Annotated in this window: 1 protein-coding gene (cut by a window edge); it reads left to right on the top strand. The window is 52.8% G+C overall.

Annotated features, from left to right (window positions below):
* Nucleotides 1–165: 165 nt before the first annotated feature.
* Nucleotides 166–22,767, top strand: partial view of a non-ribosomal peptide synthase/polyketide synthase gene (locus IQ211_RS03350; RefSeq protein WP_193836325.1) — the 5' portion only. Its footprint extends 54 nt past the window's final position; the window shows 22,602 of its 22,656 coding nt (coding positions 1–22,602); the start codon lies at nt 166–168; its stop codon lies beyond the right edge, outside the window.

The raw sequence follows: 22,767 nt of genomic DNA, 5'->3' as shown, positions 1-22,767 counted from the left end.
CAAAAATACACAAATCCCTTCTTTTTATAACAAAAATTAAAAAAACAAAGCATCCGTTTATAAAAGAGTTAGTTAACCAATCATATTCTAGCGTGCAGCTCTGTTACCTAACTCAAATTAAATTGATTAGTCCAGCTAATTAGTATCACAAGCAGGAGTTAAGCAATGCCTATGTCACGCAATAATATTAAATTTCCACTCAGTTCTTCCCAGCAAGTCGTCTGGCTCAACCAGCTCAGCCGCCCTCATAGTATCTGCTATAACTTAGGTTCAGTGCTCCTTGTTGAGGGAAAATTGGATGACGCATTGTTAGTACACGCTATTGAGACTGTTGTTTGTCGCCATGATGTATTGCGTTTACAACTCGTTAAGACTGAGGAATTACCACAGCAAGTACTCACCGATGCTTTGCCTGTATCCGTAACAATCCACGATTTTTCAGATCATGACAACGCAGAAGAACAAGCTGAACAATATATCCGTACTGCCTTCAAACGACCGTTTGATTTGTACAGTGAACTATGGCGTTTTGCCCTGTTACGGGTAAGTGATAACCGTTGGTACTGTCAGTTTTGCTGTCATCATCTTATTGGCGATACGACGACGTTAAGACTGATTACCACAGAAATAGCCAATACATATACTCGGCTCAGCAGAGGAAAGAAATCGCCAAAAGCGGCGCCCTCTTATCTCGACTTTATTCATGAAGATAACGCTTATTTAAACTCAAAACGTTATCAGCAAGATCAACAATTCTGGTCAGAGCGCTATAAAAATTTACCGCCTGCCTTAATTCAGCCCGCAACTTTAGAGAAAACAGCAGATAATGAATATGTCGAACCACTAGCCTGGCCACTGGATAAAACGCTTTTCCAACGAATAGAAGATACCGTCGCTGCACATGGATTGTCTGTCCTGCATTTTATGTATGCCGCACTGGCTTGCTATTTTTCACGCACGGCTTACTCGCTGACAAACCGTGCCGAAGATGAAGATATTGTTATTGGCATCCCCGTAGATAACCGTAAAAACAGCCAACAAAAACGCACGGCAGGGATGTTTTCATCGGTGATCCCGGTCGGGATCACCGTTTCACCCCATGATACTTTCCTTGATGTGATGGGGAAAACGGCAACAGAATTAAGGCGTTGCTACAAACATCAACGTTTGCCAATCTCGGAAATCAACCGGCTCACACAAATCCAGCAGCAGACCGGACGTACCCAGTTATTCGATATCATGCTGGCATTTGAACAGATAGACGTGAACGCCGATATCCCCGATGCCACACTCAAATACTCAAAAATACAACGTGGCGCCCCATGCCCGCTTGTTATTGCGCTTCACCAATATGCATTCGCTAACAGTGAAGATGCCCAAAAACCGGTCACACTTGAGTTTAATTTTTCGCCCCATTACCTGAGCCGTGCTGAAGCAACAGCCCTCCAGTCACGTCTTATGGTGTTAATCGAAGCCGCCCTGACGTCTCCAGAAACCCCGATCCGATGCTTACCGCTATTACCACTAACAGAGCGGCAACAATTACTGGTGGATTTCAATGCCACACAGATGGATTTCCCGCAAGAAACCCTGATCCATCAATTGATCGAAGCACAAATTGCCAAAACACCCAATGCAACAGCCGTCGTGTTTGCAGAGCAATCCCTGAGCTATGACGAGCTTAATCGCCGTGCCAACCAACTGGCCCATTATCTGATTGCGCTGGGCGTGCGTCCAGATGATCGGGTCGCCCTCTGTGTCGAACGCAGTCTGGAAATGATGGTCGGCTTTTTGGCTATCCTCAAAGCGGGTGGGGCTTATGTGCCGCTTGATCCCACTTATCCGACCGAACGATTGGTCTATATACTGGACGATGCCGCCCCCGTAGCTTTACTGACCCAATCAGGGCTAGCCCAGTCAGAATGGCTCGCTCAGATTGATACCTTGCCAACCGTCTTGCTGGATAACCCCGAACCCTGTCTGGCACATCAACCAGAAGATAACCCAAATCCTCAAGCCCTGGGGTTGATGTCCCGCCATCTGGCCTATGTCATTTATACATCCGGTTCAACCGGGCAACCGAAAGGGGTGATGATTGAACATCATAACCTGTGCAACTTGGTCACCACCCAGCAACATGTTCTGGCACTCACCGCCGACAGTCGTGTATTACAGTTCATCTCAAACAGTTTCGATCCCAGTATCTGGGAATATTGTATGACCTTAATGGCCGGTGCGCGTCTCTATCTCGCCAAACGAACCCATTTGTTGCCGGGAACCATACTGTCCAGTTACTTAACAGACCAAGCCATCAGCCATGTTATCTTGTCACCGACTGCATTGGCCGCGATGGATTTCCTGCCCGATACTCTGCAAACCTTGATGGTGGGGGGAGAAGCCTGTTCATCAACCTTAGTCAAACGCTGGTCACCCGGGCGGAAAATGCTTAATGCCTATGGGCCAACGGAAACCACGATCTGTGCCACGCTCTATCCCTGCACTTCCTATACAGGGGATAATCCGCCACCGATTGGCCGCCCGATCGCCAATACCCGAATTTATATTCTGGATGCACACGGCCAGCTTGTTCCCCGCGGTGCAGTGGGGGAAATTTATATCGCGGGGGCTGGTGTGGCTCGCGGTTATCTGAATCGCCCTGAACTGACTGCCGAGCGCTTCCTCGCTGACCCATTCTCTTCCAACCCTAATGCACGCATGTACAAAACCGGCGATCTCGGCCGCTGGCGGCCCGATGGCAATATTGAATACCTCGGCCGCAATGATTTTCAGGTCAAATTGCGGGGCTTCCGCATTGAGTTGGGGGAAATCGAGGCCAGACTTACTCAATGTGCGGGGGTGCGCGAAGCGGTGGTTATTGCTCGCGAAGATGAACCTGGGCAAAAACGGTTGGTGGCCTACCTGTTAGCGCAGAAAAACGTTGAATTGGAGCCCGCTACATTGCGCCAGCAACTTGCTCAGCACCTCGCTGACTATATGTTGCCCAGTGCCTTTGTTACCTTGGACACTTTTCCATTGACGCCCAACGGCAAACTCGACCGTCAGGCTCTGCCTGCGCCTGATTTATCAGCCGTCGTCGCTCGCAGCTATGAAGCGCCCATCGGTGAAATAGAAATCGCTCTGGTTCAAATTTGGCAAGAGTTGTTGAGCCTGGAGCAAGTCGGTCGTCACGATCATTTCTTCGAACTCGGTGGTCATTCCCTGCTTGCTACCCAATTAGTGGCACGGGTCCGCCAATTATTAGCGCGCGAGTTGCCGTTACAGCAACTTTTTGAGCAACCGGTTTTAATGCAATTGGCTCAAACGCTCACAAGTGCTTCGACAATGGCACAGATCGTGATCCCGGTCGCTGAGCGCAGCCAGCCGTTGCCCCTGTCCTTTGCTCAGCAAAGGCTCTGGTTCCTGGGTCAACTCGATCCGGCAGCCAGCCTGGCTTACCATATTCCTGTGGCATTGCGCCTGACAGGGCCGCTTCATCGTTCGGCCTTAACCGGTGCATTCAACCAATTAATCGCCCGCCATGAAAGCTTGCGTACCCGCTTTACGCTGGTTGCCGGCCAACCTTGCCAGCACATCGATTCGGCGGATATCGGTTTTACCCTGACTTATCAGGATCTGCGTTCATTACCCGCTGAAGCACAGAGCAATTGTATTGCGGAATTAACGACACTGGATGCCAAAACGCCTTTTGACTTTACCCAAGGCCCGCTGCTACGGGGTCATTTACTGCAACTGACCGATGAAGAGCATATATTGCTATTTACCCAGCATCATATTATCACTGATGGCTGGTCCGTCGGTGTGCTGATGCATGAGCTCAATGTGCTTTATCGCGCTATCCTTGATGGTCAAGACGCACCCTTACCGCCCCTGCCAATTCAGTATGCCGACTATGCCGTCTGGCAGCGCCACTGGCTGCAAGAGGAAGAGGCCGTGTTCACGGCACAACGTGATTTCTGGTGCACCCAGCTTGAAGACGCACCGGCCTTACTCTCCCTCCCAACCGACCGGCCGCGTCCGGCAATACAATCCTTTGTTGGCAGCCGAGTCCCTGTGCACATTGAAGCAGGCTTATTGGACTCACTGAAAAAACTGGGATTGCGCCATCACACCACCTTGTTTATGACGGTACTCAGTGCCTGGAGTCTGGTACTGGCCCGACTTAGCGGGCAGGATGATATCGTTATCGGTACGCCGGTTGCTAACCGTCCACATCAGGAACTGGAAGGGTTAATCGGTTTCTTTGTTAACACACTGGCCTTACGCATTACCTTCAATGACGATCTCAGTGTGGCTGATCTGCTGGCCCAGGTGCGGGAGCGAGCACTAGCCGCCTATGCCCATCAAGATTTGCCCTTTGAGCAGGTGGTGGAAGCGATCCAGCCCGAACGTAATCTCAGCTACAGCCCGATCTTTCAGGTGATGCTGGCCTTAAATAACACTCCCGCCCAGACACTGGCATTGCCCGAGGTCCAATGCACGCCCATTGAACAAATGCACCCCAGTGCTCACTTTGATCTGACCTTGTCACTGACCGAAACCGAGGCGGGTTTAGTCGGTGAGCTGGAATATGCCAGCGATTTATTCGATGCCACCACCGTTGAGCGGATAGTGGATTATTTCAACAACGTGCTGGCCGCCATGGCGGCGGATGACACCCAACGCATTGCCACGTTACCGATGCTGCCCGTATCAGAACGGCAACAACTGCTGGTGGATTTTAATGCCACTCAGGCCGATTTCCCGCAAAACGCGTTGATCCACTCGCTGTTTGAAGCCCAGGCCGCACAGCATCCCGAGAGCATTGCGGTCGTCTATGAAAACCAGACCCTGAGCTACGGTGAGTTAAATCATCGCGCTAATCAGCTGGCCCATGCCCTGATAACTGTCGGCGTGCGGCCGGATGATCGGGTAGCAATTTGTGCTGAACGCAGTCTGGACGCCATCGTGGGCTTACTGGGCATCCTTAAAGCGGGCGGCGCTTATGTGCCGCTCGATCCGGCTTATCCCACCGAACGGCTGGCTTATATGCTGGACGATGCCGCCCCGGTGGTGTTACTCACCCAGACCGCACAATACGACAGATTGCGTGACAGCGTCACTGTAACGGTGCCGGTCATCGTGCTTGATGCTCAGGAAGCGTTACTGGAAACCCAGCCAACGCACAATCCGCAAGCCCAGACATTGGGGCTGACATCACGCCATCTGGCTTATGTGATTTACACTTCCGGCTCGACGGGGCAACCTAAAGGCGTGATGGTCGAACATCGCAATGTCCTGCGTCTTATCATTAACAGTGGCTTTGCTGAGATTGGCCCTGACGACTGTATTGCCCATTGCGCCAATGTTTCATTTGACGCCACCACCTGGGAAGTGTGGGCGGGGCTGGTGCATGGGGCGCGTATTGTGCTTATCCCGGAAAAAGTCTTGCTCCAGCCCACGCAGTTTGGTCAGTGTCTGTCATCGGAAGGTGTCAGCGCCCTGTTCCTGACCACCGCCCTGTTTAACCAATACGCGGATCTCATTGGGCCATCCCTCTCTGGCTTACGCTATGTCCTGTTCGGCGGTGAACAGACGGATAACCGTCCGGCTATTCGTCTCAGAACTGAACACCCCCCCAAACACTTACTGCATGTGTATGGGCCAACCGAGACAACCACATTTGCCACTGCTTATGAACTTCCTGTTATGGAAGACGAGGGCGTTGAAGGTAAAAGCAGAAAAATCCCCATTGGGCACCCCATTGCGAATACCCAAATTTATATTCTGGATACGCAGGGTCAACCCGTTCCTATCGGGGTAACAGGTGAAATCCATATTGCCGGTGACGGCGTGGCTCGCGGTTACCTGAACCGGCCTGAATTGACCGCTGAACGCTTCCTGCCCGATCCGTTCTCTTCGCAACCCGACGCCCGCATGTACAAAACTGGCGATCTGGCCCGCTGGCTGCCCGATGGCAATATTGAATACCTAGACCGCAATGATTTTCAGGTCAAGTTACGGGGCTTCCGTATCGAACTGGGGGAAATCGAAGCCAAACTGAGGCAATGTGACGGCGTACGCGAAGCGGTCGTGCTGGCGCGCGAAGATGAGCCCGGCCAGAAACGGCTGGTGGCCTATCTGCGTCCATTGGAGGGGATTGAACTGGTGCCGGCTGAATTGCGTCAGCAACTGACTCAGCATCTTGCTGAATACATGTTACCCAGTGCGTTTGTTATGTTAGAAACTTTCCCGCTTACCCCCAATGGCAAACTTAACCGTCAGGCGCTGCCGGCCCCGGATTTATCGGCCGTCGTCGCCCGCAGCTATGCCGCGCCCGTCGGTGAGAAAGAAATCGCCCTGGCACAGATTTGGCAAAAACTCTTAAATCTGAAACAAGTCAGCCGCCATGACCATTTCTTTGAACTCGGCGGCCATTCACTGATGATTGTCAGCCTGGTGGACGAACTGCACAATTTAGGCTGGCATCTCGAAGTTCGTAGTGTGTTCGCCTCACCGATCCTCACCGATATGGCCCTGGCTATCCAGCATGACACTCCTGCTTTCGTGGTGCCACCCAACCTTATTCCTGAAAGCTGTACGGCCATTACCCCCGATATGTTGCCATTGGTTTCGCTTTCCCAAACTGAGATCGATGCCATCGTTGATACCGTTTCCGGTGGAGCCCGTAATGTACAGGATATTTACCCACTAGCCCCGTTGCAGGAAGGGATCCTGTTCCATCATCTGTTACAGACACAAGGTGACGCCTATTTATTACGGATCGTATTTGCCTGTGATACTCGCGAACATCTTGATGCCTTTCTGGCAGCTTTACAGCAAGTTATTGATCGTCATGACATCCTGCGCACCGCAATTTATTGGCAAGGACTGGAGCAGCCGGTGCAGGTGGTCTGGCGTCAGGCATTAATGACTGTCGATGAATTCACCCCGCTCTCGACGGATGATATTCCAGCGCAGTTACTGGCTCACACTGATCCACGCCAGCATCGTATTAATTTGAACCAGGCGCCGCTCTTTGCCGCCGATATCGCCCATGATCCCGCACAAAATGAGTGGTTGCTGGCACTGCGCTTCCATCATCTGGTCAATGACCATATGACCTCAGATCTGATTTTCGCCGAGATTGTCCAGATATTACAGGGTAACGCTAAAACATTGCCCCCCACGCTGCCCTATCGCAACTTTATTGCCCAAACATTAAGCACACCAGCGGCAGAACATGAAGTCTATTTCCATAGCCAACTGGCGGATATTGATGAACCCACCTCCCCCTTTGGGATACTCGGTGTACCCAACGATAATAGTGCCATCAACGAACATAGCCTTCTGCTTGACCCCACATTGGCAAAGGCAATCCGCACTCAAGCGCGTCGGCTGGGCGTCAGTGCCAGTGTGCTGTTCCATGTGGCCTGGGCGCAGGTATTGGCCCACACCAGCGGCCGCGATGACGTAGTATTTGGCTCCGTACTGTTAGGTCGTCTGCAAGGCGGTGCAGGGGCTGAGCGCATACTTGGGATGTTTATCAATACGCTTCCCCTGCGTATTTCTCTGGGCGAGCGCACGGTACAGGAAAGCGTACAGGAGACCTATCAGAATCTAACCACTTTGCTGGAGCATGAGCAGGCCCCGTTAGCGCTGGCCCAACGGTGCAGTGGCGTAGCTCCACCATTGCCGCTGTTCAGCAGCCTGCTCAATTATCGCCATAGCCAGGCTGATAAAGGGGAAACCAATGATACCATATGGACAGCAATGCACCTGCGCCTGGTTTCGGCTGAGGAACAGACCAATTATCCTATTACCCTGTCAGTCGATGACTTTGGGGATAATTTCCAACTGACCGCCCTGACCGTCACTGACATTGTTCCCGAACGTATCAATACTTACCTGACCACAGCCATTAGCGGTTTGATCGATGCCTTGATTCATCACCCGCAACAAGCGCTTCGGACTATCCCTATCTTACCGAAAGCAGAACGGCAACAAGTGCTGATAAACTTCAACGCCACTCAAGCCGATTTCCCGCGGGATGCAATGATCCACCAACTGTTTGAGATGCAGGCTGCCCAGCATCCCGACGCGATTGCCGTTGTCTTTGAGGGGCAAACGCTCAGCTATGGTGAGTTAAACCGTCGTGCCAATCAGTTAGCCCATTACCTGATTACATTGGGGGTACGTCCAGATGATCGGGTCGTCCTCTGTGTCGAACGCAGTCTGGAGATGGTGATCGGCTTACTGGCTATTCTTAAGGCCGGTGGCGCCTATGTCCCACTCAACCCAGACTACCCGACTGAACGGCTGGCCTATATGCTGGAAGATGCCATCCCCGTAATAGCGCTAATCCAAACAGCACAAGTCAACAAGCTTCCCAACACAGTGCCAACCGTTTTACTTGACCGTTTATTTGACAATCAAGCGCCAATATTAGCATCACAGTCAACGGATAATCCCGACATACAAGCACTGGGACTGACATCACACCATTTGGCCTATGTCATTTACACGTCAGGATCGACTGGTCAACCGAAGGGAGTGATGGTCGAGCACCGCAATGTCCTTCGTCTTATCGTTAATAGCGGATTTGCTGATATTGATCCGAATGACTGCGTCGCCAATTGTGCCAATATCGCTTTTGATGCCTCAACCTGGGAAATCTGGTCTGCCTTACTCAATGGGGCCCGCTTGCATGTGGTTCCACAATCGGTGCTGCTTAATCCGGTACATTTCTTCAATGTACTGGTAAAAGGACAGATCACAGCACTTTGGTTAACGGTCGGCTTATTTAACGAATATTTGGATAATCTCACTCCCCTGTTTGGGCAATTACGTTACCTGCTTGTCGGCGGGGATATCCTTGATCCGAGAAAGATACAACAGGTGCAGTTGGCGATGTCCCAACCCGCCTACTTGATAAATGGGTATGGGCCAACAGAAACCACAACATTTGCCACCACCTATACGATTACTTCCCCTGTTGATGTCAGCCATTCCATTCCTATCGGCCGTCCGATTGCCAATACCCAGATTTATATTCTGGATACGCAGGGGCAACCGGTTCCTGTCGGTGTGGCGGGAGAAATCCATATCGCCGGTGACGGCGTCGCCCGCGGTTATCTGAATCACCCTGAACTGACCGCCGAACGCTTCCTTGCCGATCCGTTCTCTTCAGAGCCCGATGCCCGCATGTACAAAACCGGCGACCTCGGTCGCTGGCTGCCCGATGGCAATATCGAATACCTCGGCCGCAATGATTTTCAGGTCAAACTGCGCGGCTTCCGTATCGAGTTGGGCGAAATAGAAGCCAGACTGACCCAATGTGACGGCGTGCGTGAAGCCGTGGTATTAGCCCGCGAAGATGAACCCGGACAAAAGCGACTGGTGGCCTATCTGCTACCACAAGAAGGAATTGAATTAGTTCCGGCTGAGTTACGACAGCAACTCGCCCAGCATCTGGCTGAGTATATGTTACCCAGTGCCTTTATCACGCTGGATGCCTTCCCGCTCACCCCCAACGGCAAGCTGGATCGCCGGGCTCTGCCGGCACCGGATTTATCCGCGGTGGTCACGCGCCGCTATGAAGCCCCCGAGGGTGAAACAGAAATCATCCTGGCTGAGATTTGGCAAGATCTGCTCGGACTGGAACATGTCGGCCGTTACGATCACTTCTTCGAACTCGGCGGCCATTCCCTGCTGGCTGTCCAATTGGCAGCCCGCATTCGTCAACAATTGGCCCGTGAGTTACCGTTACAGCAACTCTTTGACCAACCGCTTTTGCGCGATCTGGCTCACTCGCTGGCTGATGCGTCAACCACCACACAGGCCTCCATCCCTGTCGCTGACCGTCACCAACCACTGCCCTTGTCCTTTGCTCAACAACGTTTATGGTTCCTCGCTCAGCTCGATCCGGCGGCTAGCCTGGCCTACCATATCCCGATGACGTTGCGCCTAAGCGGCCAGCTTCATCGCCCGGCTTTAATCCGCGCCCTTGATCTTCTGGTCGCCCGCCATGAAAGCCTGCGTACCCGCTTTGTGCTGGTTTCCGGCCAACCTTGCCAGCAAATCGATCCGGCTGATAGGGGTTTTCCCCTGTCTTATCAGGATCTACGCACATTAACGCCAGACGCCCATAGCAACCGTATCGCGGAATTAACCGATCTCGAAGCCCAAACACCGTTTGACCTGACTCAAGGCCCGCTGCTGCGGGGGCATTTGCTGCAACTGACTGATGATGAGCATATCTTGCTGCTTACCCAACATCATATTATCTCTGATGGCTGGTCCATCGGCGTATTGCTGCGTGAATTCAGCGCCCTTTACCGCGCCGCCCTCGACAGCCAAGATGCTCCCTTACCCCCCTTGCCGATTCAGTACGCCGACTATGCCGTCTGGCAGCGAGAATGGTTACAAGAAAGTGCCATTGCGAAACAGCGCGACTTCTGGTGTTCCCAGCTTGAAGGTGCGCCGGCTTTATTGACATTGCCAACCGACCGACCCCGCCCAGCGGTGCAGTCCTATGTTGGCAGCCGGCTCCCTGTCAATTTTGATGCAGACTTATTGACTGCGCTTAAGCGTCTTGGACAGCGCCATCGCACCACCTTATTTATGACCGTACTCAGTGCCTGGAGTATCGTATTGGCCCGGCTGAGTGGACAGGAGGATATTGTCATCGGCACCCCGGTTGCTAACCGCCCACATCATGAACTGGAAGGATTAATCGGGTTCTTTGTCAATACACTGGCCTTACGTATCACGCTGGATAATTCCAGTCGTGTTGCTGATTTGCTCGCCCAAGTGCGGGAACACGCTTTCGCGGCCTATGCCCATCAGGATCTGCCCTTTGAACAGGTGGTGGAAGCGCTCCAGCCCGAACGCAACCTGAGTTACAGCCCCCTCTTCCAGGTGATGCTGGCCTTAAACAACACACCACAACATATATCACGACAAGCGTTAGCCTTGCCTGAGCTACAACTCACCCATATTGAGCAGGAACACTACAGTGCCCATTTTGATTTGACCTTGTCATTGGCCGAAAATGAGGACGGCCGCCTGGTCGGTGAACTGGCCTACGCCACGGATTTATTCGACGCCACGACCATTGAGCGTTTGGCGGGTTACCTGACAAATGTGTTGACCGCTATGGTGGCGGATGAGACACAACTTATTGGTGCCCTGCCCCTGCTGCCAGAATCGGAGCGACGGCAGCTGTTGGTGGAATTCAATGCCACCCAACAGAGCTTCCCACAAGACGCGTTGATCCACCAACTATTTGAAGCGCAGGCCGCACAACATCCTGAAGCTATCGCCGTTGTATTTGAGGAACAAACGATCAGCTATGGTGAGTTAAACCGCCGTGCCAACCAGTTAGCCCATCACCTGATTGGATTGGGGGTACGTCCTGATGATCGGGTCGCCATTTGTGTCGAACGCAGCCCGGAAATGGTGATTGGCTTGCTGGCTGTCCTTAAGGCGGGAGGGGCTTATGTTCCGCTTTCCCCCACTTATCCGCCCGAACGGTTGGCCTATGTGCTGGACGATGCCGCACCGGTGGTTTTACTGACCCAGACGTCACTGGTTGACAGGCTAGGCACCCGCCTGCCACATGTGTTACTTGATGCTCTGGTTTTCGACAAGGGTACAGCAGATAACCCTGATCCACAAACGCTGGGGCTGACTTCACATCACCTGGCCTATGTGATTTATACCTCTGGCTCAACGGGTCAACCCAAAGGCGTCATGGTTGAACACGCCGGATTTAGAAATTACCTGCAATGGGGGCTGAGTTATTATGTCACGACCAGACCGACCGACAGTATCGTGTCATCCCCGTTTGCGTTTGATGCCACCGTCTCCAGCCTTTATTTACCCCTGCTGTGTGGCGGCAAACTCCACCTTATCCGTGAAGGTCAGACGCTGACTGAATTGGTGCCCGCATTGTTATCCCCTTCAATGGCACCCACCACTCTGGTTAATGTCACCCCAACCCATTTCGCGGCAATAGGTAAGGGATTACTGGCAGAAAAACGGACATGTCCTGCCCGTTGCTTCATCGTCGGCGGGGAGGCACTTCCCCAATCCGTTGTTGCACTTTGGCGTGAACTGTCACCAGAATCACGCATTATCAACGAATATGGCCCCACGGAAACGGTGGTGGGTTGCATCACGTTTGATACCCGTCATCAGGCAAGTATCGTTGACAACATTCCCATCGGAAAACCGATCGCCAATACCCAGATTTATATCCTGGATGCCCAGGGACAGCCGGTGCCTCTTGGGGTAGCCGGTGAGATTTACATTGGCGGTGCGGGTGTGTCCCGCGGTTACTTCAACCTGCCGGAACTGACGGCAGAACGTTTTATTCCTGATCCTTTTTCAACCGCGCCAAATGCCCGCCTGTACAAGACCGGTGACCTCGGTCGCTGGTTGCCCGATGGCAATATCGAATACCTGGGCCGCAATGATTTTCAGGTCAAACTGCGGGGCTTCCGCATTGAATTGGGGGAAATCGAGGCAAAACTGGAACAATGTCATGGCGTGCGCGAAGCCGTGGTATTAGCCCGTGAAGATGAGCCCGGCCAGAAACGGCTGGTGGCCTATCTGCGGCCACGGGAGGGCGTGGAGTTGGTGCCGGCTGAACTGCGCCAGCAACTCGCCCAACACCTTGCCGACTATATGTTACCCAGCGCTTTTGTCACGTTGGCCTCTTTCCCTTTAACGCCCAATGGCAAACTTGACCGTCAGGCCCTGCCTGCTCCAGATTCATCCGCCATTGTGGTACGCCATTATGCAAGCCCTATCGGTGAGATGGAAATTACCCTCGCCCAGATTTGGCAAAAATTATTGGGGCTGGAGCGAGTTGGGCGCCATGATCATTTCTTCGAACTCGGTGGCCATTCACTGATGATTGTCAGTCTGATCGAAGAACTGCGCAATCTGGGCTGGCAGCTCGACGTTCGCAGTGTCTTCGTCGCCCCTGTCCTGATTGATATGGCGCAGACTGTCCGGCGTGATGCCAACACCTTTGTCGTACCCCCCAATCTCATCGCTGAAGGTTGCACAACCATTACCCCCGCTATGCTGCCTTTGGTTTCCCTGTCCCAGACTGAAATTGATGCCATCGTTAATACTGTTCCGGGTGGCGGTGCCAATGTGCAGGATATCTATCCCCTCGCGCCGTTACAGGAAGGGATTTTGTTCCATCATCTGCTACAAACACAGGGGGATAATTATCTGCTGCAAAGCGTGCTCGCGTTCGATACCCGTGAGCGCCTCAATGCCTTCTTAACAGCGCTGCAACGGGTTATCGACCGCCATGATATTCTGCGTACCGCCGTTTGCTGGCGAGAACTGGCACAACCGGTGCAAGTGGTCTGGCGTCAGGCACCGCTGAAAGTTAACACCTTCACCCCCACTACAACGGGTGACGTTGTCACCCAACTCAAGCGTCATACCGATCCACGCCAGCACCGTATCAATTTAAATCAGGCGCCCCTGTTTGCCGCTGATATCGCCCCGAATCCGGCACAGGATGAATGGCTGCTGGCGCTACGCTTCCATCATCTGGTCAGTGATCATTTGACCTTAGAGCTGATTTTGGCGGAAATCACACTTATCTTGCAGGGCAAGACGGAGAGGCTGCCAGCGGTATTGCCTTACCGCAACTTTATCGCTCAAACCCTGGCTACCCCGACCACTGATCATGAGGCTTATTTCCGCACCCAACTGGCGGATATTGATGAACCCACGGCACCCTTTGGAATACTCAAGGTACATCCTGACAACGACTGCGTGGCTGAGGCCCGTCACCCTATCGCCCCCGATCTGGCCAAAGCCATCCGCACGCAGGCACGTCGTTTAAGCGTCAGCCCCAGTGTGCTATTCCATGTGGCATGGGCGCAAGTGTTAGCTCAGACCAGTGGCCGTGATGACGTGGTATTTGGCTCCGTGCTATCGGGACGTCTGCAAGGTGGTGCAGGGGCGGATCAAATACTGGGCATGTTTATTAACACCTTGCCCCTGCGCATCTCGCTGGACGGACATACGGTACAAGATATCGTGCAGGATACTTATCACAATCTGATCGCCTTGCTGGAACATGAACAAGCCCCATTAGTACTGGCACAACGTTGCAGTGGCGTGGAGCAACCCATGCCGCTGTTCAGTACCTTACTGAATTATCGTCATAGCGCTTTAAATGCAGCAGAAGCGGTTGATTCCACTTGGACAGGCATTCGTATTTTGTCCGCAGAAGAGGGCACTAACTATCCTATCTCCTTATCAGTCGATGACTTAGGAGACGACTTCCTACTCACTACCCAGACCATAACCGAAATTACGCCAGAACGAATCAACGCCTATCTGGCGACGGCTATCCGCGGTTTGGTCGATGCCTTGGTTCACAACCCGCAACAAGCAATACGGAATATCGCTATCTTACCGGCGGCGGAGCGGCAACAACTTTTGGTGGACTTCAATGCCACTCAAGTGGATTTACCACAGGAGGTGTTTATCCACCAGCTGTTTGAAGCGCAAGCCGCACAATGTCCCGATGCGATTGCTGTCGTCTATCAAGACCAGACGCTGAGCTATGGTGAGTTAAACCTCCGCGCCAATCAGTTAGCCCATCACCTGATTGGATTGGGGGTACGTCCTGATGATCGGGTCGCCATTTGTGTCGAACGCAGCCCGGAAATGGTGATTGGCCTGTTGGCTGTCCTTAAGGCGGGAGGGGCTTATGTCCCGCTTTCCCCCACTTATCCGCCCGAACGGTTGGCCTATGTGCTGGACGATGCCGCACCGGTGGTCTTACTGACCCAGACGTCACTGGTTGACAGACTAGGCACCCGCCTGCCACATGTGTTACTTGATGCTCTGGTTTTCGACAAGGGTACAGCAGATAACCCTGATCCACAAACGCTGGGGCTGACTTCACATCACCTGGCCTATGTGATTTATACCTCTGGCTCAACGGGTCAACCCAAAGGCGTCATGGTTGAACACGCCGGATTTAGAAATTACCTGCAATGGGGGCTGAGCTATTATGTCACGACCAGACCGACCGACAGTATCGTGTCATCCCCGTTTGCGTTTGATGCCACCGTCTCCAGCCTTTATTTACCCCTGCTGTGTGGTGGCAAACTGCACCTTATCCGTGAAGAACAGACGCTGACTGAATTGGTGCCTGTATTGTTATCCCCCTCAATGGCGCCCACCACTCTGGTTAAGATCACCCCAACCCATTTCGCGGCAATAGTTAAGGGATTACTGGCAGAAAAACGGACATGTCCTGCCCGTTGCTTCATCGTCGGCGGGGAGGCACTTCCCCAATCCGTCGTTGCACTTTGGCGTGAGCTGTCACCAGAATCACGCATTATCAACGAATATGGCCCCACGGAAACGGTGGTGGGTTGCATCACGTTTGATACCCGTCATCAGGCAAGTATCGTTGACAACATTCCCATCGGAAAACCGATCGCCAATACCCAGATTTATATCCTGGATGCCCAGGGACAGCCGGTGCCTCTTGGGGTAGCCGGTGAAATTTACATTGGCGGTGCGGGTGTGTCCCGCGGTTACTTCAACCGACCGGAACTGACGGCAGAACGTTTTATTCCTGATCCTTTTTCAACCGCGCCAAATGCCCGCCTGTACAAGACCGGTGACCTCGGTCGCTGGCTGCCCGATGGCAATATCGAATACCTGGGCCGCAATGATTTTCAGGTCAAGATACGCGGTTTCCGCATTGAATTAGGCGAAATTGAAAACCGGCTGGTTGACTGTGAAGGCGTCCAGGAAGCAGTAGTGATCGCCCGCGAAGAGGAAAACAGCGATAAGCGTCTGGTGGCTTACCTTATTCCAGAACCGGACGTTACGCTCAACCCCGCTGAGCTGCGCGAACAATTGAGTATCAGTTTAATGGAATACATGCTCCCCAGTGCCTTTGTCACGCTGGCTTCTTTCCCCCTGACACCCAATGGCAAACTGGATCGCAAGGCCCTGCCAGCACCGGATTTATCAGCAGTGGTAGCGCAAGATTATGCCGCCCCTGTGGGCGAAATAGAGATCACCTTAGCCCAGATTTGGCAAGCATTGTTAGGCTTAGAACGCGTGGGGCGTCATGATCATTTCTTTGAACTCGGCGGACATTCCCTGCTAGCTATCCAACTCGTCACACAGATACACCAAAAATTGGCCCGGGATTTGTCACTACAGCAACTTTTTGATCAACCCGTTTTGATGCATTTGGCACAAACGCTCACTGGTGCTTCAACAATGGCGCAGATCGTGATCCCAGTTGCTGATCGCAGCCAGCCGTTGCCCCTGTCCTTTGCTCAGCAAAGGCTCTGGTTCCTCGGCCAACTCGATCCGGCGGCCAGCCTGGCCTATCATATCCCTGTGGCATTGCGCCTGACGGGGCCGCTTCATCGTTCGGCCTTAACCGGTGCATTCAACCAATTAATCGCCCGCCATGAAAGCTTGCGTACCCGCTTTGTGCTGGTTGACGGTCAACCTTGCCAGCACATTGATCCGGCGGATATTGGCTTCACCCTGCCTTACCAGGATCTGCGCCTATGGGCACCGCAAGCACAAGATAGCCGCATTGCGGAATTAACGGCACTCGAAGCACAGACGCCTTTTGACTTCACCCAAGAACAGCTGATCCGCGGTCACTTGCTGCAATTGGCAGACGAAGAACATGTCTTGTTGCTCACGCAGCATCATATTATTTCTGATGGCTGGTCCATCGGTGTGCTGGTACATGAACTCAGTGTTCTTTATCGCGCCATCTTGGATAGTCAAGATACGCCTTTACCACCCCTACCCATTCAGTATGCTGATTATACCGTCTGGCAGCGTCACTGGCTGCAAGAGGCCGTACTCACAACACAACGTGATTTCTGGTGCACCCAACTGGCAGGAACGCCTGCCTTACTGACGCTCCCGACTGACCGGCCACGCCCGGCAGTACAATCCTTTGTTGGCAGCCGAGTTCCTGTATACGTTGATGCTGATTTATTGGGCTCACTGAAAAAACTGGGATTACGCCATCACTCGACGTTGTTTATGACGGTACTCAGTGCCTGGAGTCTGGTACTGGCCCGGCTCAGCGGTCAAGATGATATCGTGATCGGCACACCGGTTGCTAATCGCCCTCACCATGAACTTGAAGGATTAATCGGTTTCTTCGTTAATACACTGGCTTTACGCATCACCTTCAATGATGATCTCAGTGTGGCCGATCTGCTGGCCCACGTTCGGGAGCGGGCACTGGCCGCTTATGCTCACCAAGATTTACCCTTTGAGCAGGTAGTGGAAGCGCTCCAACCCGAACGCAATCTTAGCTATAGCCCGATTTTCCAGGTGATGCTGGCCTTAAATAATACCCCTACTCAAGCGCTGGCATTTCCTGATGTCCAATGCGCACCCATTGAACAAATGTACCCCAGCGCCCACTTTGATTTAACCTTGTCATTGACCGAAACCGAAACTGGTCTGATTGGTGAACTGGAATATGTCACCGATTTATTCGACACCGCAACTGTTGAACGCATAGCCGGTTACTTCAACAATGTGTTGACCGCCATGGTGGCCGATGAAACACAACAGATTGCCACGTTGCCAATGCTGTCTGCATCAGAACGGCAACAACTGCTGGTGGACTTCAATGCCACTCAGGTGGACTTTCCACAAGACGCGTTGATCCACCAACGGTTTGAAGCACAGGCAGCACGGTATCCTCAGGCGATCGCCGTTGTCTTTGGGGAACAAACAATTAGCTATGGTGAGTTAAACCACCGCGCCAATCAATTAGCCCATTACCTGATTGCGCTGGGTGTGCGGCCGGATGATCGAGTCGCCATCTGTGTCGAACGCAGTTTGGAAATGGTGGTGGGATTACTGGGTATTCTTAAGGCAGGGGCAGCTTATGTGCCGCTCGATCCGGCCTATCCAGTCGAACGGCTGGCTTATATGTTGGATGATGCCTCTCCCGTGGCGTTACTTACCCAAATGTCGTTAGTTGAGACACTCAGCAGTGACCTGCCTACCGTGCTACTTGACACCATCTCTCTCGATACCTACGCAATAAGTAATCCTGATGCCTATGCACTGGGGTTAACTCCACACCATCTGGCCTATGTTATCTACACCTCTGGCTCCACGGGGCAGCCCAAAGGCGTGATGGTTGAGCATCGTGGGCTATACAACCTCACTCAGACACAAATTGAGGCATTCCATATCACAGCTAATAGCCGTTTATTACAGTTTGCTTCTTTCAGCTTTGATGCCTGTATCTCTGAAATTGCTACTACACTGTGCCAAGGAGCCTGTCTTGTCCTGGCATCCCGTGAAGCGTTATTGCCCGGTGAAGCTCTGATGAATACCTTGAAAACTCAGGCGATCACGCATGTCACCCTACCGCCCGTGGCAGCCAGTGCCTTAACGCCGGATGCTGAATTACCCAATCTGACCATTCTGGTGCTGGCCGGTGAGGCTTGCTCATCGTCGTTGATCAAACGTTGGACAACAGACCAGCGGATCATTATCAATGCTTATGGGCCGACGGAATCCACTGTCTGTGCAACTCTCACCCCATGTGATCCCCAGAGTGAAAGAGTCCCACCGATAGGCCGACCTATCGCGAATACGCAAATTTATATTTTGGATACACGAGGTCAACCCGTTCCGCTTGGTGTGACGGGCGAAATTTATATTGGCGGGATGGGTATCGCCCGCGGTTATCTGAATCGCCCTGAACTCACTGCTGAACGCTTCCTGGCCGATCCGTTCTCTTCGCAGCCGGATGCCCGCATGTACAAAACCGGCGATCTCGGCCGTTGGCTGCCCGACGGCAATATCGAATACCTCGGTCGCAATGATTTTCAGGTCAAGTTACGCGGCTTCCGTATCGAACTGGGGGAAATCGAGGCACGGCTCATGCAGTGTCACGGTGTGCGTGAGGCGGTAGTGCTGGCCCGCGAAGATGAGTCCGGCCAGAAACGGTTGGTCGCTTATCTGCGGCCGCTGGAGGGGATTGAACCAGTCCCCACTGAACTGCGCCAGCAACTCGCTCAATATCTCGCTGACTATATGCTGCCCAGCGCCTTTGTCATTTTAGAGACTTTCCCGCTCACCCCTAACGGTAAACTCGACCGTCAGGCCCTGCCTGCTCCTGATTTATCGGCGGTTGCCACACGCAGCTATGAAGCCCCCATCGGTGAGACAGAAATCGCCTTAGCCCAAATCTGGCAAAAACTCCTGGGGTTGAAACAGGTCAGCCGCCATGACCACTTCTTTGAACTCGGTGGCCATTCGCTGATGATTGTCAGTCTGATCGAAGAACTGCGCAAGCTGGGCTGGCAACTTGATGTTCGCAGTGTTTTTGTTGCTCCGATCCTCGTTGATATGGCTCAGGCTATTCAGCGGGAGGCCAGCATATTTGTCGTACCACCTAACCGTATTCCCGAAGATTGTACGGCTATCACGCCCGATATGCTGCCTTTAATCGCGCTCTCCCAGACTGAGATTGATACCCTCGTTGAGCAGATCCCCGGGGGCGCAGGCAATGTACAGGATATCTATCCACTGGCGCCGTTACAGGAAGGCATCCTGTTCCACCATCTGCTACAAACCCAGGGGGATAATTATCTGCAACAAAGCTTACTCGCTTTCGATACCCGTGATCGTCTCGACAGCTTCCTGAAAGCCTTGCAGCAGGTTATCAACCGCCATGACATCCTGCGCACGGCAATTTATTGGCAAGGACTGGAACAGCCGGTGCAGGTGGTCTGGCGCCAGGCACAACTGACTATCCGTGAATTCCCCGCTGCCACGACGGACGATATTCCAGCACAATTACTGGCTCACACCGATCCCCGCCAGCACCGCATCAATTTGAACCAGGCGCCTCTCTTTGCCACCGATATCGCTCATGATCCGGCACAAGATGAATGGTTACTGGCGCTGCGCTTCCATCATCTGGTCAGTGACCATCTGACACTGGAGCTGATTTTTGCGGAAATTGCGCTTATCTTGCAGGCAAAAACAGAGAAGTTGCCACCGATATCACCTTACCGCAACTTTATCGCTCAAACTTTGAATACGCCAACCGCCGAGCATGAAGCTTATTTCCGCGCCCAACTGGCGGATATTGACGAACCCACTGCGCCGTTTGGGGTACTGAATGTAAACATTGGCAACGACCTTGTCACTAAAGCGCATCTCGCTATCGCACCGGATCTGGCTAAAGCCATTCGTACGCAGGCGCGTCGTTTCGGTGTCAGCCCCAGTGTGTTGTTCCATATTGCGTGGGCACAGGTGCTGGCACAGACCAGCGGCCGCGATGACGTGGTGTTTGGTTCCGTGCTACTGGGCCGGTTGCAAGGCGGTGCGGGAGCGGATCAAATACTGGGGATGTTTATCAATACCCTGCCCTTGCGTATTTCTCTGGACGGGCGCACGGTACAAGACATTGTGCAGGAAACTTATCACAACCTGACCGCCTTGCTGGAGCATGAGCAAGCCCCATTAGTGTTGGCACAACAGTGCAGTGGCGTGGAGCAACCCATGCCGCTGTTCAGCACCTTACTGAATTATCGTCACAGCTTTTCGAATGGAACGGCAGAGGGGGAAATCGAGGCGGTTGAGAACACTTGGGCAGGTATACGTGTTTTGGCGGCAGAAGAGCGCACTAATTATCCTATCTCCTTATCAATCGATGACTTAGGGGAGGATTTCCAATTAACGGCTCTGACCATAACTGAAATTGTACCAGAACAAATCAACGCTTATCTGGCGACTGCCATAAGCGGCTTGATAGATGCCCTGATTAACAATCCGCAACAAGCGATCCGGGATATTTCCATCTTACCGGCAGCAGAGCGGCAACAAGTGCTGACCGATTTCAACGCCACCCAAGTTGATTTCCCACAAACCGCGTTGATTCACCAACTCATTGAGGCACAGGCCGCACTGCATTCCGATGCCCTGGCTGTCATCTATGAAGACCAGGCTCTGAGCTATAGTGAATTAAACCACCGCGCCAATCAGTTGGCCCATTATCTGATTGCATTGGGTGTGCATCCGGATGATCGTGTCGCTATCTGTGCCGAACGCAGTCTGGAGATGATAGTCGGTTTTCTGGCTATCCTCAAAGCGGGCGGGGCTTATGTGCCGCTTGATCCGGCCTACCCGTCCGAACGACTGGCCTATATGCTGGACGATGCCGCTCCGGTGGCTTTACTAACTCAATCAGAGCTGGCCCAGTCAGAATGGCTCGTTCAGTTTAACACCCTCCCCACAGTCTTGCTGGATAACCCTGAACCGTGCCTGGCAAACCAACCCGCTGATAACCCAAATCCTCAAGCTTTGGGGTTAATGCCTCATCATCTGGCCTATGTTATTTATACTTCCGGTTCAACCGGGCAACCAAAAGGGGTAATGGTCGAACATCATAGCCTGTGCAACTTGGTCACCACCCAGCAACATGTCCTGGCTCTCACCGCCAACAGCCGCGTCTTACAGTCTACCGCAAACAGTTTCGATCCCAGTATCTGGGAATATTGTATGACCTTAATGGCCGGTGCGCGTCTCTATCTCGCCAAACGAACCAGTTTGTTGCCGGGAGCCATACTGTCCGGTTACTTAGCCGACCAGGCCATCAGCCATGTTATCTTGTCACCAACCGCATTGGCCGCGATGGATTTCCTGCCCGATACTCTGCAAACCTTGATGGTGGGGGGAGAAGCCTGTTCATCAACCTTAGTCAAACGCTGGTCATCTGGGCGACAAATGCTTAATGCCTATGGACCAACGGAAACCACGGTCTGTGCCACACTCTATCTCTGCACCTCCTATACAGGGAATAATCCGCCACCGATTGGCCGCCCGATTGCCAATACCCAAATTTATATTCTGGATGCACACGGCCAGCCCGTTCCTCGTGGCGTGGCAGGGGAAATTTATATTGCCGGTGCCGGTGTAGCGCGCGGTTATCTGAATCGCCCTGAACTCACTGCTGAGCGTTTCCTGCCCGATCCGTTCTCTTCGCAACCCGATGCCCGCATGTACAAAACCGGCGATCTCGGCCGCTGGCTACCCGAGGGTGATATTGAATACCTTGGCCGTAATGATTTTCAGGTCAAGCTGCGTGGCTTCCGTATCGAACTGGGAGAAATCGAAACCCGACTCAGCCAATGTGACGAGGTACGCGAAGCGGTGGTGATTGCTCGCGAAGATGAACCCGGCCAGAAACGGCTGGTCGCTTACCTGTTACCGCAGGAAGGGGTTGAATTAGCGCCCGCGGAGCTGCGTCAGCAACTGGCTCAGTATCTTGCTGACTATATGCTGCCCAGTGCCTTTGTTACGTTAGACACGTTCCCGCTCACCCCTAACGGTAAACTCGACCGTCAGTCCCTGCCTGCGCCGGATTCGTCTGCCGTGGTAACCCAGGGTTATGAACCGCCACAAGGCAGGATAGAAACCGTGTTGGCCCAAATCTGGCAAGACCTGCTAGGACTGGAGCGTGTCAGTCGCCACGACCATTTCTTCGAAATTGGCGGCCATTCGCTGATGGTCGTCAGATTGATAACCCGCATACAAGATAAATTTCTGGTCAGTATCCCTCTGACGGCGTTATTCACTTCCACCACATTAGTGGAGCAAGCCAACGTCATTCTCTCAGCACAAATGAATGTCGTAGGGGGAAACGAACTTGAGTCAATTCAAAACGATCTTGACTCACTGTCAGCAGAA

The sequence above is a fragment of the Xenorhabdus griffiniae genome (assembly GCF_015163655.1).
In the GTDB taxonomy this organism is placed as follows: domain Bacteria; phylum Pseudomonadota; class Gammaproteobacteria; order Enterobacterales; family Enterobacteriaceae; genus Xenorhabdus; species Xenorhabdus griffiniae.
This window is presented reverse-complemented; position numbering and strand designations above follow the sequence as displayed.